Annotated in this window: 16 protein-coding genes; 9 read left to right on the top strand and 7 right to left on the bottom strand. The window is 44.1% G+C overall.

Features of this window, described 5'->3' with window-relative positions; genetic code table 11:
• The first annotated feature begins 72 nt into the window (after positions 1-72).
• From AC787_RS10535 to AC787_RS10550, 4 genes are read left to right on the top strand one after another with little or no spacing between them, the layout of a single operon-like run.
• Positions 73-1,035, top strand: coding sequence for a carbohydrate ABC transporter permease (locus tag AC787_RS10535; RefSeq protein ID WP_082360707.1), 963 nt, complete (start codon positions 73-75; stop codon positions 1,033-1,035).
• Positions 1,032-1,862 (top strand): carbohydrate ABC transporter permease, encoded by an 831-nt coding sequence (locus AC787_RS10540; protein ID WP_054024735.1) that lies wholly within the window; start codon positions 1,032-1,034, stop codon positions 1,860-1,862. Before AC787_RS10535 ends, AC787_RS10540 begins: the two co-directional genes overlap by 4 nt.
• Before the next feature lie 38 nt (positions 1,863-1,900).
• Positions 1,901-3,247: an ABC transporter substrate-binding protein gene (locus AC787_RS10545; protein ID WP_054024736.1), complete on the top strand. Its 1,347-nt coding sequence runs from the start codon at positions 1,901-1,903 to the stop codon at positions 3,245-3,247.
• A 24-nt stretch (positions 3,248-3,271) separates the two neighbouring features.
• Positions 3,272-4,276: a mannonate dehydratase gene (locus AC787_RS10550; protein WP_054024737.1), complete on the top strand. Its 1,005-nt coding sequence runs from the start codon at positions 3,272-3,274 to the stop codon at positions 4,274-4,276.
• Between the two features lie 172 nt (positions 4,277-4,448).
• Here AC787_RS10550 and AC787_RS10555 read toward each other — a convergent pair whose 3' ends face one another.
• Genes AC787_RS10555 through AC787_RS10565 form a run of 3 tightly spaced genes read right to left on the bottom strand, consistent with a single transcriptional unit; the run spans position 4,449 to position 7,477 of the window.
• On the bottom strand, positions 4,449-5,837 hold the full coding sequence (locus tag AC787_RS10555) for a mandelate racemase/muconate lactonizing enzyme family protein (RefSeq protein WP_054024738.1): 1,389 nt from the start codon (positions 5,835-5,837) through the stop codon (positions 4,449-4,451).
• A 53-nt stretch (positions 5,838-5,890) separates the two neighbouring features.
• On the bottom strand, positions 5,891-6,679 hold the full coding sequence (locus AC787_RS10560; protein WP_235560947.1) for an SDR family NAD(P)-dependent oxidoreductase: 789 nt from the start codon (positions 6,677-6,679) through the stop codon (positions 5,891-5,893).
• Between the two features lie 18 nt (positions 6,680-6,697).
• Positions 6,698-7,477, bottom strand: a complete 780-nt coding sequence (locus tag AC787_RS10565) for an SDR family NAD(P)-dependent oxidoreductase (protein WP_054024740.1) — start codon at positions 7,475-7,477, stop codon at positions 6,698-6,700.
• Positions 7,478-7,672: 195 nt separating this feature from the next.
• Here AC787_RS10565 and AC787_RS10570 point away from each other — a divergent pair, with 195 nt between their 5' ends.
• Positions 7,673-8,182, top strand: coding sequence for a hypothetical protein (locus AC787_RS10570; protein ID WP_054024741.1), 510 nt, complete (start codon positions 7,673-7,675; stop codon positions 8,180-8,182).
• Positions 8,183-8,283: 101 nt separating this feature from the next.
• Here the strand turns inward: AC787_RS10570 and AC787_RS10575 are convergent, their stop codons facing one another.
• Positions 8,284-8,814: a PCYCGC motif-containing (lipo)protein gene (locus tag AC787_RS10575; RefSeq protein ID WP_268760165.1), complete on the bottom strand. Its 531-nt coding sequence runs from the start codon at positions 8,812-8,814 to the stop codon at positions 8,284-8,286.
• 163 nt (positions 8,815-8,977) lie between these two features.
• Here AC787_RS10575 and AC787_RS10580 point away from each other — a divergent pair, with 163 nt between their 5' ends.
• The 3 genes from AC787_RS10580 to AC787_RS10590 all read left to right on the top strand — a co-directional run bounded on the left by AC787_RS10580 (position 8,978) and on the right by AC787_RS10590 (position 12,012).
• Positions 8,978-9,985, top strand: a complete 1,008-nt coding sequence (locus tag AC787_RS10580) for an SDR family oxidoreductase (RefSeq protein ID WP_054024743.1) — start codon at positions 8,978-8,980, stop codon at positions 9,983-9,985.
• A 326-nt stretch (positions 9,986-10,311) separates the two neighbouring features.
• A complete protein-coding gene (locus AC787_RS10585) occupies positions 10,312-11,406 on the top strand; it encodes a glucosaminidase domain-containing protein (RefSeq protein WP_054024744.1) in 1,095 nt (364 codons plus the stop codon).
• Positions 11,407-11,484: 78 nt separating this feature from the next.
• Positions 11,485-12,012: a hypothetical protein gene (locus AC787_RS10590; protein ID WP_054024745.1), complete on the top strand. Its 528-nt coding sequence runs from the start codon at positions 11,485-11,487 to the stop codon at positions 12,010-12,012.
• Positions 12,013-12,095: 83 nt separating this feature from the next.
• Here AC787_RS10590 and AC787_RS34450 read toward each other — a convergent pair whose 3' ends face one another.
• The 3 genes from AC787_RS34450 to AC787_RS10600 all read right to left on the bottom strand — a co-directional run bounded on the left by AC787_RS34450 (position 12,096) and on the right by AC787_RS10600 (position 13,704).
• On the bottom strand, positions 12,096-12,242 hold the full coding sequence (locus AC787_RS34450; protein ID WP_162839309.1) for a hypothetical protein: 147 nt from the start codon (positions 12,240-12,242) through the stop codon (positions 12,096-12,098).
• A gap of 98 nt (positions 12,243-12,340) precedes the next feature.
• Entirely contained in the window at positions 12,341-13,237 is an 897-nt protein-coding gene (locus tag AC787_RS10595) for a rhodanese-related sulfurtransferase (protein ID WP_054024746.1), read from the bottom strand.
• A gap of 128 nt (positions 13,238-13,365) precedes the next feature.
• Entirely contained in the window at positions 13,366-13,704 is a 339-nt protein-coding gene (locus AC787_RS10600; protein ID WP_054024747.1) for a winged helix-turn-helix transcriptional regulator, read from the bottom strand.
• A gap of 162 nt (positions 13,705-13,866) precedes the next feature.
• Between AC787_RS10600 and AC787_RS10605 the strand changes: the two genes are divergently transcribed.
• On the top strand, positions 13,867-14,892 hold the full coding sequence (locus tag AC787_RS10605; RefSeq protein WP_054024748.1) for an NADH:flavin oxidoreductase/NADH oxidase: 1,026 nt from the start codon (positions 13,867-13,869) through the stop codon (positions 14,890-14,892).
• Positions 14,893-14,905: the final 13 nt, after the last annotated feature.

Here is a 14,905-nt window from a genome sequence, read left to right on the forward strand (position 1 = left end):
AAATTCTTCACCTTCAATCATGTAACCGCTTTCGTATAAAGTAAAGGAACATTATCCATGAAGGGGGAGGAGATGATTGGAGTGAAGACTGAGACTACGTCAACAGCTATACCCAAAAGCAAGCTAGCAAAAACGAAAAGCAAACAACATGGAGTTGCTCATCTAGCCGGATACATTTTTATATCCCCTTGGCTAATTGGCTTTTTACTGCTGACGCTTTGGCCAATCGCACAATCTTTTTATTTGTCTTTTACCGAATATTCTTTGCTGGAGGACCCGGTTTGGACGGGCATGGACAACTACACCAAAATATTCACTAGCGATACAACCTTCACAAAGTCACTCAGCGTGACGTTTATGTTTGTACTATTCTCAGTACCGCTAAAGCTATTTTTCTCGCTAATGGTCGCTTTGGCACTCAATAAAAACATCCGTGGCATGAATATTTATCGAACAGCCATTTACTTTCCATCCTTAATCGGAGGAAGCATCGCAGTAGCAGCGCTTTGGCGCAATATGTTCGGAATTGACGGCTACATCAACCAAGTGCTCGGATGGTTTGGGGTCGAGGGAGTTGGCTGGATATCCAATCCGGATACTTCGCTCGGCACATTGATTTTACTCAATACATGGCAATTCGGCTCGACGATGGTTATTTTTCTAGCTGGACTAAAGCAAGTGCCGCAAGAGCTTTATGAATCGGCATCTGTCGATGGAGCAGGCAAGGTAAGGAAGTTCATTAGCATTACGCTGCCGATGCTCTCGCCGGTTATGTTCTTCAATCTCGTACTGGGCATTATTGGTTCATTCCAAACGTTTACTTCAGCATTCATTATCACAAAGGGCGGCCCGATTAATTCAACCTATATGTATGCCATGTTTTTGTACGAGAAAGCATTTAAGCATTATCAGATGGGCTATGCTTCTGCGCTTGCTTGGATTTTGCTAACGATTGTTGCACTTTTGACGCTTATTAACTTCGCGGCTTCGAAGTACTGGGTGTTTTACGAATCAGATGGGGGGAAAACCAAATGAATTCGCTGCGATCCAAGCTGACGAGCCATTTGTATCTGACCCTATTCTCGGTTCTTATGTTGTACCCGGTCATCTGGTGGGCAGGAGCCTCTTTAAAAAAGACGGAGGAGCTCAGCTTGCCGACGATCTGGCCGAGTACGCCAATGTGGAGCAACTATTGGGATGGCTGGCACTTCTCATCCGAATATACTTTTGCTCATTTCTTTGGCAACACACTGCTCATGGAGCTTGGAAATGTCATCGGCGGCGTGGCTACAGCTGCGATCGTAGCCTATGGCTTCGGAAGACTTAACTTCAAGCTGCGCGGTTTTTGGTTTTCAATTCTACTTCTGACCATGATGCTACCAGGGCAAGTAACGGTAGTCCCGCAGTATATTTTGTTCAATAAGCTCGGATTTGTTGATAGCTACGTACCGCTCGTGCTTCCGCATTTTTTCGGAGGCGGCGCATTCTTTATCTTTTTACTCGTGCAATTTATTCGTGGCATTCCTAAAGATTTGGATGAGGCTGCAACGATTGACGGCGCAAGCGTATACGGCATTTTTTTAAGAGTGATACTGCCTTTGCTGAAGCCAGCGCTAGTTACGGTAGCGATCTTCACGTTTATATGGAGCTGGGACGACTTCTTTGCTCAAGTGCTTTATTTAAGTTCCGTCGATAAATTCACCGTTGGGTTAGCGCTTCGTATGTTCATTGATCAATTCGATATCCAGTGGGGACAATTGCTTGCGATGTCCTTGCTGTCGATCTTTCCTTCGGTCATCATCTTTTTCTTTGCGCAGAAGCACTTTGTCGAAGGAATAGCTACTACAGGGTTAAAAGGGTAAGGTATTACATTTTATAAATGAAATGGGGATGCAAGGTGATGAACAAAAACTGGTCAAAGAGCTTTGGGCTGTTGATGCTGGCATTACTGCTTGTGTTGACCGCTTGCAGCGGAAGCGGCAGCAGCAATGAAGAGAATCAGACGAACGAAGGAACGAAGAGCACAGCAAAGCCAGATGATCAAGGCGGTAAAGATTCTGGCGCCAAAACGACGCTGAGCATTATGTGGTGGGGGCCCGATGCCCGCCACGAGGCAACGAAAAAAGCGCTTGAAATTTACTCGCAGCAAAATACAAACGTTTCTTTTAAGCCGGAGTTTATGGCATGGGATGCGTTTTGGCAGAAGCTTCCGACACTTGCTGCCTCGAAGTCTATAACTGACGTGCTGCAAATGGATGCTGCCTACATTCAAGAATATGTATCACGCGGTCAACTTGAGGATCTCTCCGACATCGATCTTAGCGGTATCGTTGATCCATCCGTTATTTCTAATTTACAAATCGACGGGAAGTTATACGGTATTCCGCTTAGCCAGAATGCGCAAGGCTTGGCGTTCAATAAAGCGGAGCTGGAGCAACACGGCATTGCACTTCCGCATAAGGATTGGACTTATGATGAATTTTTTCAGTGGGCAAGAGACGCTCGGGCGAAGCTGCCCGATGGTAAATATCCAATAGGCGATACGACTACATGGGATAGCTTTAACTATTATCAGACGTCGATGGGCAAGCCGCCAGTAATGTCCGATGGCGGGAAAACCTTTACGCTCGATAAGGATTTGTTTATGACCTTCTACCAGACGTATGAGGAGTTCCGCAAAGCTAAGATCGTACCTCCAGCCGAAAAAGCAGCTGCTTTTCTGGAAAATGACCCGCAAGCTGATCCAATGGCATCCGGTGTCGTGATGACAAGAGGCGCAACAACCGGCTCGGTCAGCGCTTTAGAGCAGCTAATGCCAGGAAAGGTTGGCGTGGTTAACCTCCCTGTTGGACCATCTGGGGGCGGCTGGGCGCAATCAACGATCTTCATGAGCGTAAGTGCGAATTCTAAAAATAAAGACGAAGCAAAAAACTTTCTAAGGTGGTTTATTACGGATAAAGAAGCCGGTAAAGCGCTTGGTCTCACACGCGGCATTCCGATTAACCCTGACATTTATAAAGAGCTGGAGCCTACCCTTGAGGCTAAAGATAAGCTCGGTAAAGAAATTTATGATCTCTCGCTAGACAAGGCTTTGCCGTTCTACCCTCCGGCAGCAGGTTTCTCAGAATGGGTCGATACGTATAAGAAAGAGATGGAGGCTGTTACATTCGGACAGCAATCGATTGAAGATGCTTACAACAAGATAGACAAGATGGGCAAGGATTTGGCAGCAAAAGTTGCTGGCTAATAAAAAAATGGAGGTGTTAATTAGATGCAATTAGCAGAAGTATTTCCGTCTCAACCGAACAGACTATGGCATTTGACGAAGCAGCTTGGTGTCGATTACGCAGTGGGGGGCTTGCCATGGGAGGAAAAGCTGGAAAAACCATGGGATCTAATGCCCCTTATCCGAATGAAACAGAGGTTTGCCGATTTTGGTCTTACGCTTAACGTCATTGAATCGATGCCTCCGAGCAACGAAATTAAGCTTGGAACGGCTGGGAGAGACGCCGAGATCGAAGTGTTCCAACAATTTATTACGAACATGGGTGCAGCAGGAATTCCCGTTCTTTGCTACAATTTCATGGCTCAATTCAATTGGTTTCGAACGTCTACAACAACAAGGACGCGCGGCGGAGCGCTTGTCTCCAGCTATGATCACAGCCTAATGAAGGATGCACCGTTAACCGAGGCAGGGAGGATTAGTGAGGAGCAGCTTTGGGAAAATCTTCAATATTTCATGGAACATGTAGTCCCCGTTGCAGAGCAGGCGAAAGTAAAGCTTGCGCTTCATCCGGATGATCCTCCGATTACACCGATTAGAGGCATATCGCGAATATTGACAAGCGCAGCAGCCCTGCAGCGGGCTATAGATTTAGTTCCAAGCGCATATAATGGGATTACTTTATGCCAAGGAACATTAGCTACAGCTGGAGAACATATTCCGAGCATAATCCGACACTTTGCGAATCAGGATAAAATGTTTTTCGTACATTTTCGCGATGTTAAAGGAACACCGGAGAAGTTTGAGGAAACGTTCCACGATGACGGGCAAACGAATATGTTAGAGGCGATGCAAACGTACTTTGAGGTCGGTTTTGACGGACCGGCCAGACCGGATCATGTGCCGACAATGGAAGGCGAGGATAACGCTAATCCAGGTTATGAGCTGTTAGGTCGCTTATACGGAATCGGATATATTCGCGGTTTGATGGAGGCAGCTGCAGCTGCTCGAGTGTCAAATGAAACGGCGACGAGTGTTAACATATCCAGGTAGCGTCATCCTATCATCCAATCGAAAGTACCTTCAATTCCACTTTTAGTGGAACTGAAGGTGCTTTTTTTTTAGAATAATTTCACCTAAACAAACAGACTTCAAAATAAAAAAACGGAGCGCCGTTAAGCGTCCCGCTTCGATTTTCCTTCATCAGCATGACTATATTTACGAATTAGCTCCAAAGCCGATCATTGGAATGGTAATGATTCCAATTGTCCGTATGCTCCCAGAGCCCCGGGATCTTTGGATGCAGATGCTGTGCGAGTACTTCATCATTCAAGTCATCAATGCCAAGACCAGGTGCATCCGTCATATGAATGAAGCCTTTCTGAACAAGCTTTTTCGGAAGTTTATTGCTTATAATAATATCATCCCACCAAGGTACTTCGCAGGAATGATACTCAAGCGCCATAAAGTTCTCCGTCGCTGCTGCGACATGGGCTGCTGCGAGACAAGCAATAGGACTCTCAGCCATATGAATCGCCATGGCGACGCCGTATTCCTGTGCCATATCACCAATTTTTTTCGTTTCCAAAATACCGCCAGTCGTCAGAACGTCTGGATGAATAACCGATACACCGCCAGCTTGAAGCAGCGGCCTGAAATTTTCTTTCAAATAAATATCTTCACCAGTGCAAATCGGTGTAGCAACCGCACGGGCGAGCTTCGCATATTGCTCGGTATACTGCCATGGAAGCATATCCTCCATCCATGCCAAGTTGAATTTATCTACGCGGCGGCCAAGCTTTATACAATCCTCAAGTCCAATATGTCCAAAATGGTCTACGGCCAGCGGAACCTCATACCCAATCACAGCGCGTACATCCGCCACATATTGCTCCAGCATATCAAGTCCCTTTTCCGTTACATGAATCGCCGTGAAAGGGTGGGGGATATTGTGAATATCGTAATGTTGATTTCGGATATCTCGAATTTCTTCTTCAGTTAAGGTGTCATGGTTCGCACTGTAACGGTTTTTTGAGGCATTTCGCATCTCATCGATGAAGCCAATCGGAGCACTCAAAGTACCGGGCTCATTAATAATTTGACCGATGCCTAGATCCATCTTCAAGAAGGTGAAACCTTCCTCCATACGCTTCTGGAGTGCAAGCCCCATGGCGGTGCCTGTATCCTTGCCGACGACTTCCGTATCGCAGTACATCCGAATTTTGTCGCGAAACTTGCCTCCGAGCATTTGATAGATCGGCACTCCGTATGATTTTCCGGCCAAATCCCATAAGGCGATTTCGAGCCCGCTTACCCCGCCACCTTGACGAGCATGACCGCCAAACTGCTTGATCCTGCGAAACAGCTTATCGATATTGCAGGGGTTTTCGCCTAATAATCGTCCTTTCAGCATTTGAGCATATACTTTATCGGCTCCGTCACGTACTTCGCCAAACCCAACAAGCCCTTGATTGGTATACACTTTTATTAGACTGCTATGAAAAGGTCCACCTACAATATCGGTGAAGCGAATATCTGTAATCCGAAGTGCGGAAGGGCTTGCATGCTTGCTGACATAGGCTAGTGTTTCTTCAAAAGAAGGATTGTTGGACATGAATGGTCACTCCTTGATTTTAGGATAGGGATCAAATGATTGGTCCAGCTGATTTAGAGCAGCATACTGCCGCCATCGAGCCTGATCGACGAGCCCGTCATGAATTCGCTTTCATCCGAGGCAATGAAGCAAACGAGCTGAGCTACATCGAGTGGACGGCCAACGCGGCCAAGCGGAAATTTATCATGAATCGAACGTCTCGTTTTTTTGTTCTTCTCGATGTCCTCGGCAGTCATAATTGGCTTAGATTCACGAGCACTTTGTTTGCCAACATCAACAGCACCAGGCTCAATGGTATTTACGGTAATGCCATGACGGGCAAGTTCAATTGCACTTTCTCTACCTAACATGCGAATCCCGCCCTTGGTCATCGAATAAACAACATCGAAGTCGGTTGGACGTTTGCTATGGACAGAGGACATATTAATAATGCGTCCAGATTGTTTTGCTTTCATATAAGGAACCACAGCCTGTATGCATTGCCAATAGCCCTTTAAATTAATATTCATCATACGATCGAACGAGGATTCATCATGCTCAAAAAATCCGTAATTCAGCTGCAAAGCTGCATTATTCACCAAAATGTCAATGCCGCCATAATGACTAACGATGCAACCAACCATGCGATCAATTTGATCTTTATGTGCAATATTAGCTTGTACGATCATCGCGTTTCCGCCGAAATCATCAATAATCTGTTTCGTGTGGAGCGCGCCGGCGTCGCTTTGGTTGTAATGAATGGCAACCATCACGCCACGCCGCGCAAGCTCGATTGCGACTCCCTTGCCAATTCCCGTTCCGGCACCGGTAACTAAAGCGATTTTGCCAACGATACTCATCATACACCTCCTTACCGGCGATTACGGTTTTTTCATTTTGAAATTCATATAATGAAGCAGAAATCCGCCATCCAACCTAATATCTGTTCCATTAATGAGTCTCGCTTCTTCGGAAGAGAGAAAATAGACAAGCTCGGCAAGATCTTCATAGCTGCACAAAACAGCATTAGGCACCTTAAATTCATAATCGTTATACAAAGTAGAAAGATTACTGTGAAAAAGCTCATCGTCGCCAGCAACCGCACCAACTTCAATGGTGTTGACACTGATCCCGTATCGGCCTAATACAAGGGCTGCTTCTTTTGAAAGCATTTTGACTGCGCCTTTTGCAATGCTGTAGGTAAAGGCTGAACCGGTGGGCTTCTCTGCATGAATAGAAGAGACATAGATGATTTTCCCAGCTTGCTTAATCATCATTTGTTTGCCGACCGCTTGCGTACAAATAAATGCGGATTTGGCGTTTAGTGCTATGCTTTGCTGGAAAAGCTCTTCCTCGCCGTCTTCAATGGTGCTTGGGAAAATTTCTTTATTGTTGTGAACGAGAATATCAACCGTACCGAGCTGTTGTTCTGCGAATAGAAGCATATCAGACACCTCAGTGCTTTTACAAAGATCAATCGAGACAACAATCGCCTGCAAACCTGCGTCCTGAACTAGCTTTAATTCCGCCCCAATCGCGGAGCCTCCTGAATAACTGTTCAAAATAAAATGCGCTCCGCTTTCCGTCAAACGACTAATCATCGCTTTCCCGCTGTCACTGTCTGAATCCGTAATAAATACAATCTGATTTGGCAATCGCATAGATCCCCTCCATAAAGCAGACATCGGTTAATAAAATGATCTTATAGCTTTATTTTAGTAACTTTGGTCCTAGCATAGCGATGCTGTAAAATTATGATTTTGTTTGTTTTCTTGCTTAATCCTCGAATGCTGCAACAACCTAATGCTTGCATTCGTTATTAACAGCGTATAGGAATCATGCTTGAGGGGGAAGCCATGCGTAAAATAATAAAATGGGTGATCATAGCGCTCCTAATCATTATTTTTCTTCCTCTTATTTTGAGTTACTCGAACTATCGAATGACTAGGGTTACTAACGATCATGAAGCCATGTTCACAGAGCAACTTAAGACTGCGGTGCAAAAGGGAAAACCATTTGATATGAAGGATGTCGCGACATTTGATTGGGATAAAATGTTTATGTTTCAGACTTATGGTTCAAGAGAAGAGATGGAAAAAGCAGTCGGAGTGGCATGGAACTCTGAAACTTCATATGTCGGGTATTTAATAGATAGAAAGATGATAGGGGATTTTCCTATGCTGGACGAGTCGATACATAAGCTGGTTTTTGTAAATGATGATGAAGTTGTCCTTGATATTACACTAGACAGGGCGATAGCTGATTTCACTGCTAGCAGCAGAATGATTGATCGAAAGCATTCCCAATATATCATTAAGAAAACAGAGGGGGCATATGCGGTACTAAAAAATGTGTTAGAGGAATAAAGAATGTGGAGCTCCAAGTATGTGCCAAGCTATAATGACAGCCTAGAACGAATGCTCATGTTCTGGACTGTCATTTTGTTTATAGCTTGAAATTATACGTATTAGGAAGCGGGAGGAAGCTTAGTCTGAGTTGGCTTGGCGTAGCCCTCTTTGTACGTTTCGTCGATGATTTGGCGAATTCGTTCTACTTCGATCCCAGAAGACTTCATGGCTGCCGTTGTTACGGCAATTTCGATGCATACACCGCAGCGAGTGCCATGATCGTCCCAGACAACCGAGCCGTCTTCCTCTATATCCGCAATAAAACAATTAAGATTGCTTTGGTGTCCCGCGCTCTCGCCACATCCGCAGTAACAAGGAATATAGGGCAAAACATCCGTGACGGTCGCAGCTGTCTGATAGGCGATCCGCAGGTTGTCAGAAGCGCCGTCCAGGAAAGTAGGTAAAATATCAAGCGAGGCTGTCGTTTCTTGCAAATCCCCAGATGCCGTTTGATGATCACCATGATTGCCGCTGTTTGCTTCATGCGCGTTAGTCGCTGATCCCGTAGAATTTGTCTGGCTGCTGCATGCGCTGAGCAGCATAGAAGAGAGCAGAACCGAATAAATTGTTGTTTTTGCTAATCGTTTCAAGTATAGCAACTCCTTGTTTCTATTCATTGGTATTATTATAACATTTTCAAATATTAAAACAGTAACGCTTATGGTACTATTAATTGACGATTTCGGTCGTTTAAGCCGTAAGCTCTCCCATTTAATCGTAACAAATGCCAAGATAAAAAAGGAGCGATTGTCGATGAAGGTATTGTTTATTGGTGGAACAGGGTTAATAAGTGAAGCCGTTTCGAAGCTGGCTTTAGAACGCGGAATTGAACTCTATCTATTTAATAGAGGCAAGCGGGACGAGTTTGTACCACAGGGTGCAAAGGTCATAAAAGGCGATATACGCGACCCCGAGCAGGCAGCTTCTGCACTTGAAGGTTACCAGTTTGATGTGGTCGTCGATTGGATTGCCTTCACACCGGAGCATGTTAGAACGGACATTGCGTTGTTCCGCGGTCGTACGAATCAATACATATTCATAAGCTCGGCCTCTGCTTACCAGAAGCCGCCTAAGCACTATATCATCACAGAAGAAGCAACGCCGCTAGAGAATCGGTATTGGCAATACTCTCGGGACAAGATTGCTTGTGAACAGCTGCTGCTCGAAGAGCAGGCGTCCACTGGTTTTCCAGTCACGATAGTAAGACCGTCGTTTACCTATGGCGATACGATGATCCCGGCTGCCTTGAATAGTTGGCAGCATCCTTGGTCTCTGATCGCACGGATGCGTGCGGGACATCCCGTTATTGTACATGGAGACGGTACTTCACTATGGACGATGACACATAATACCGATTTTGCTAAAGGGTTTGTCGGCTTGCTTGGACGAGCGGAAGCGATTGGCCAGGCTTACCATATTACTTCAGATGAGGTATTAACCTGGAATCAAATTTATGAGGCTATTGGATTAGCAGCCGGTGTAGAACCAAAGCTTGTCCACATTTCATCCGAGTTTCTCATTTCACATGATCCAGATCTTGAGGGCGGCTTGCTCGGCGATAAATCCGTTACCAGCGTGTTTGACAACCGCAAAATCAAAAGCTTAGTTCAAGATTTTTCAGCGGATCTGACTTTTGAAGCAGGGATTAAACGGACGGTTGCTTGGTTTGAAGCACACCCTGAGCGATGCACCGAAGATGCAGCTTGGAATGAGCAGATGGATATGATTATCGCTGCACATGCAGCCGGATTTAAAAAATAACGTTTAAGCAAACATTATGAGCTGATGACTATCTAGGGAAGAACAGCTCAATTGAAGCAAAATGAAATTTTTTTTTACGCTTTTATAAGTTCAAAAAAAGCTCTTATTCTCTAGGGAATAAGAGCTTTTTTGGCATTTATAAAGTTGAACCTCAGACTCTGAAATTTTTCTCATAATTTACAACAATGACAAAAACTCGTCTTTTGAAGGAATAAGCGACATATAATCTTCACAGACCGTCCAGTTTTCTTGGTGCCTGCTTATTCTCGCCATCTAACTTATATCGTAACAAGTATACTTCATTAACAAAAGGGAGAGGTATAATCATGCGAAAAAAGTTGAATCAGCATTTATTTGTTTACTTGCTCGTTTTATCTTTAGTCATTACTTTAGGAATGTATGTCCAACCTTTAAATAACGAATCGGATTCACAATCGTTAGAAACGCCAGCAATAGAATCATTATCCCTATCCAACTTATCTCCGCTTGCTGTTGACAGCCTAGAACTCATTGATAAAGTCACCGCTTCACCCACTCCAGCTCCAGTATCTCCGACATTCAACGAAATAAGCGCAGAAACAGTCAATTCATCTGAACAGCCTCTAAACACCCCTCATGAGTCGAATCTACAAGTCGAACAACCGCCAGCAATCGTCGAAAAACTTACAAATACATATGAGGTTACCGCGTATTACCTTAACATTCGAACAAAACCGAGCGCCAATTCGGATATCATAAAGGTTGTAGAGAAGGGTTCAAAGCTTGAAATAACGGAAGAAACGGATAATGGTTGGCTCAAGCTGCAAGATGGTGGATTTGTACACGGCGGTTATGCCAAAAAGGTGAAAAAGGAAGTAACCGTGTTATCCTTTGCTTCTGAGGCTATTCCTCAACCTACAATTACACGTAATGAAAAAAGCGAAGAGATGCGATTGGATAAAATTGAGATTTTAGAAGAGGCAGTAGAGGAAGTAGAGGAAGAACTCACCAAGCCGACATCAACCGTTGAGTCTGACTCTGGTCTCACCATTGAACATATTGAGAAAATATTTGAAGGCACAGCACTATCTGGACATGATTTGGAACAAGCTATCCTTGAAGTCGAGGAAGAATACGGAATAAATGCTTATTTTACAATAGCCGTCATGAAGCTGGAGAGTGGAAACGGCAAAAGCCGACTGGCCAAAAGCAAAAATAACTTATTCGGCTTGAATGCCATAGATGGCGACAAGTACAATAAAGCGTTTAGCTTTAAAACGAAAGGAGATAGTGTGCGAAAGTTTGGACAGCTCCTCTCCAAACACTACGTTGGCAAGGGGCTAACTACAATAGAGAAGGTTGCCCGAAAATATTGTCCTTCCAACTCCAAATGGCCAAGTTTAGTGAAAAATATTATGAAAAGAGACTATAGTAAGCTCTGACATGGCATTTTCACACCAAATATGTTATTTTGGGCTCCTAGGCATTTGACGACTTGGATAGTAGGAGGCTGCAAATAAATGGTGGATAACGTTCAGAAGATGCCGTTCGGCTATGAGCCGCCAGTAGATGAGCTCAAGGGTACGATTATATACTATGATACATTTGAGCATACAACGGAACGAGAGCTTGATCTAGCCGCAGATTGGGTGAAGGCACGATCCTTTCGTAAGCTAGTTCTTTATCCTTTACATGAGCTAAGCATAAAACGTATGTCAAAAGAGGACGTCAGCCCATTTTATAAACGTGAAGATCGGCTGCATGAATGGAAGCGGGACAGAGCGGAGACGAACATTGTTGTTGAACGTTTTGAAATTAAACGCAAAAAATATACGCCAATCGATTTTGCATTAAGACATTTGGCGGAAACCTATCCAAAACCGCTGTTTATACTCATGACTGGTGAGATGGCGAATTTGTTCGCTTCGTTCTCATCGTTCGAGGAGTGGATCGTGAAACTCAGACTGTTGTTGACGGAGGAACCTGCTAAGCTCCATCCACGTCTCATTCAATATCAGCATCGCTGGGAAGCGATCATCACAAAATAATGCTGTTGGAATACATAAAAAAGAGCTGTCCGCGAGTAAAACTCATCGGCAGCTCTTTTTTATGATCCAAAACGATTATTCGGCTAGCCCGTTGATGGGCTATTAGGAACATGGCCTTTTTGATTGGTATTCTCTGCTCTCGCCGAAGCTGAATTATTTTCCGCTTCTTTGGAGCTGTCTACAAACGCTTGATTTTTGCTTGGAATCGACTTGTGTTTGTTGTTAGCCATCCAAATAACCTCCACTAGCGTGATTGCCTAAAACCCCGAGGCTAATTTAGGTTAACCATGTTCCAGAAAAATAACCAAAATCTACGGTTGCTCGCCTATTAATTTACGCTGACAACGTGCTCTTCGCATGCAGTGGAGCAGAAGCCATGTTTCGATTCTTCACATTCTTTACATACGATATGCTGCAAATGACAGGAGTCATCCGCACAATTGATATAGGTATCGGCAGGCTGCTCGCAGTGGTGGCATTTGCCAACGACAACCGCTTCATCCGTTTGATTAATGACTACGGACGTTCTTTCGTCGAATACATAACATTTGCCATCAAACAGTTTGCCTTGTACTTCTTCATCCTTGCCGTAGGTTACAATTCCGCCCTCTAGCTGATAAACATCGTTGAAGCCTTCACTAAGCATAACGCCTGTAAGCTTCTCGCAGCGAATGCCGCCTGTGCAATAGGTAAGGATCGGCTTATCTTTAAAATCCGCCATATTCTCGCGAAGCCATTCAGGAAATTCCTTAAATGTTTCTAGATCAGGCCTGATCGCGTTGCGGAAATGACCGAGATCGTATTCGTAATCGCTTCTGCCATCTAGCACAATGACATCTTCTCTTTGTAAGTATTCATGAAACTCTTTAGGAGATAAACGAGTGCCGCTTAATGTGTTTGGATCTAGTGGCTTATCATAACGCAGCGTCACAAGCTCTTTCTTGTAGCGCACAAAAATCTTCTTGAAAGCATGTTTATCTGCTTCGTCGATTTTGAACACCATGTCTGAGAATAGCGGATTCGCACGCATATGCGCCATATATTGTTCGGTTTGCTCAATCGTTCCTGAGAGCGTTCCGTTAATGCCTTCATCAGCAATTAAGATACGGCCTTTTACATTTAAATCCTTACAATATGCAAGATGATCAGCGGCAAATTGCTCTGCATCCGGTACAGTTACAAATTTATAATACAATAAAACTCGAAAATGATTAGCTTCGCTCATCGTAGTCTTTCCTTTCCGGTAAACAAATAAAAGCATTCTATATTATAATTGACATCGCAAATAATTTCAACTAAAGGATTGTCTCCTAAAGCGATGACTGGAGACGATCCTTTTTGTAAACGATTGTATTATAAAGTAAGTCCGAATCGCTTCAGCTCGATAAAGATTGGTTCTAATCGCTTACCTTTTTCAGTAATGGTGTATTCTACTCTTGGGGGAACCTCAGCAAAAATGGTTCGACTGACGATGCCTTGATCCTCAAGCTCCTTCAATCGAAGGGAAAGTGTCTTGGGACTTATACCTTCCAAAGATTTCAACAATTCACTAAAACGCAACGTGTTTTCGAGCAGCAAGTCACGAATAATGAGAAAGGTCCACTTGGTACCGATAATATCGAGCACCGTGCCTATGACGCAAGGGACGCCGTAAGTGCCACGCTCTAAAACGAGCGGTTTTAATTCATTCATCAGATCACCTCTATAAATTCATCTCGTTTTTCTCAAGTATAATACAAAAGTAACTTTAGGGAAACTATATGAAAAAAAGTTCACTACTTCCCTATTAATACTTACTGTGGTAAAAATAGAATTACGAATACCTAATCTAATTAACAAAGAGGAGAATATATAATGTCGTTTAAACATTTAGATACACCGTTTGCCCTTAAAGATCTTAAGCTCAAGAATAGAATTGTAATGGCTCCTATGTGTCAATACTCCGTAGACGCGAAAGATGGTATACCAAATGAGTGGCATTATGTTCACTATGTATCTCGTGCCATAGGGGGTACTGGTCTTATCATAATGGAAATGACAGATGTGGATCCAGATGGTCGAATTACAGATCAAGATTTAGGGATTTGGTCGGATGAGCACATACCAGCTTTCAAACGCATCATTTCAGAAGTTCATAAATATGGTTCGAAAATAGGTATTCAAATCGCGCATGCTGGACGAAAAGCGGAGGACGCGAAGCAGCCAGTCGGTCCATCAGCTATATCAGCAGGTCCAAATTACAAAACACCTAAACCACTTTCGGTTGATGAAATTAAAATTATTGTAGATCAATTTAAAGAGGCAGCAAGGCGAGCAGTGGAAGCGGGTGTAGATACGATTGAAATTCATGGTGCTCATGGCTACTTGGTGCATCAATTCCAATCCCCTGGTATGAATATTCGTGAGGATGAGTATGGTCAGGATTTGGCGAAATTTGGCGTCGAGGTCGTTCAAGCAGTGAAAAGCGTGATGCCAGCAGAAATGCCGCTCATCATGCGTATTTCTGCCATTGAATATATGGATAATGGTTATGATTTGAACCATAGCATAGAACTGAGCAGACGTTACAAAGAAGCTGGAGTGGATGTGTTTCATGTATCCAGCGGCGGCGAAGGACCTGTCGGAGCACGTCGTCCGGGCAACTACCCTGGTTATCAGGTGCCTTTGGCACGTGCTCTTAAAGAAGCGCTGCAAGTACCCGTTATTGCAGTCGGCATGCTAGAGAATCCGCAGCTTGCTGAGGCCACGATTGCGAGTGAAGATGCAGATCTAGTAGCTGTAGCTCGCGGAATGCTGCGTGACCCTTATTGGGCACTGCATGCGATTCAAGCAGTAAAAGGCGAGTCAGTACCAGCAAAGCAATATGAAAGAGCATACTGATAATCAAAACGTA

Origin of the sequence: Bacillus sp. FJAT-28004 (assembly GCF_001280845.1) — a bacterium.
Taxonomy (GTDB): domain Bacteria; phylum Bacillota; class Bacilli; order Paenibacillales; family Paenibacillaceae; genus Pristimantibacillus.

Coding starts and splice junctions, on each gene's coding strand:
- AC787_RS34450 (WP_162839309.1), bottom strand. CDS start 12,242: ATGGCTAACAACAAACACAAGTCGATTCCAAGCAAAAATCAAGCGTTT.
- AC787_RS10580 (WP_054024743.1), top strand. CDS start 8,978: ATGAAGGTATTGTTTATTGGTGGAACAGGGTTAATAAGTGAAGCCGTT.
- AC787_RS10605 (WP_054024748.1), top strand. CDS start 13,867: ATGTCGTTTAAACATTTAGATACACCGTTTGCCCTTAAAGATCTTAAG.
- AC787_RS10585 (WP_054024744.1), top strand. CDS start 10,312: ATGCGAAAAAAGTTGAATCAGCATTTATTTGTTTACTTGCTCGTTTTA.
- AC787_RS10590 (WP_054024745.1), top strand. CDS start 11,485: ATGGTGGATAACGTTCAGAAGATGCCGTTCGGCTATGAGCCGCCAGTA.
- AC787_RS10570 (WP_054024741.1), top strand. CDS start 7,673: ATGCGTAAAATAATAAAATGGGTGATCATAGCGCTCCTAATCATTATT.
- AC787_RS10600 (WP_054024747.1), bottom strand. CDS start 13,704: ATGAATGAATTAAAACCGCTCGTTTTAGAGCGTGGCACTTACGGCGTC.
- AC787_RS10540 (WP_054024735.1), top strand. CDS start 1,032: ATGAATTCGCTGCGATCCAAGCTGACGAGCCATTTGTATCTGACCCTA.
- AC787_RS10535 (WP_082360707.1), top strand. CDS start 73: ATGATTGGAGTGAAGACTGAGACTACGTCAACAGCTATACCCAAAAGC.
- AC787_RS10550 (WP_054024737.1), top strand. CDS start 3,272: ATGCAATTAGCAGAAGTATTTCCGTCTCAACCGAACAGACTATGGCAT.
- AC787_RS10595 (WP_054024746.1), bottom strand. CDS start 13,237: ATGAGCGAAGCTAATCATTTTCGAGTTTTATTGTATTATAAATTTGTA.
- AC787_RS10545 (WP_054024736.1), top strand. CDS start 1,901: ATGAACAAAAACTGGTCAAAGAGCTTTGGGCTGTTGATGCTGGCATTA.
- AC787_RS10560 (WP_235560947.1), bottom strand. CDS start 6,679: ATGATGAGTATCGTTGGCAAAATCGCTTTAGTTACCGGTGCCGGAACG.
- AC787_RS10555 (WP_054024738.1), bottom strand. CDS start 5,837: ATGTCCAACAATCCTTCTTTTGAAGAAACACTAGCCTATGTCAGCAAG.
- AC787_RS10565 (WP_054024740.1), bottom strand. CDS start 7,477: ATGCGATTGCCAAATCAGATTGTATTTATTACGGATTCAGACAGTGAC.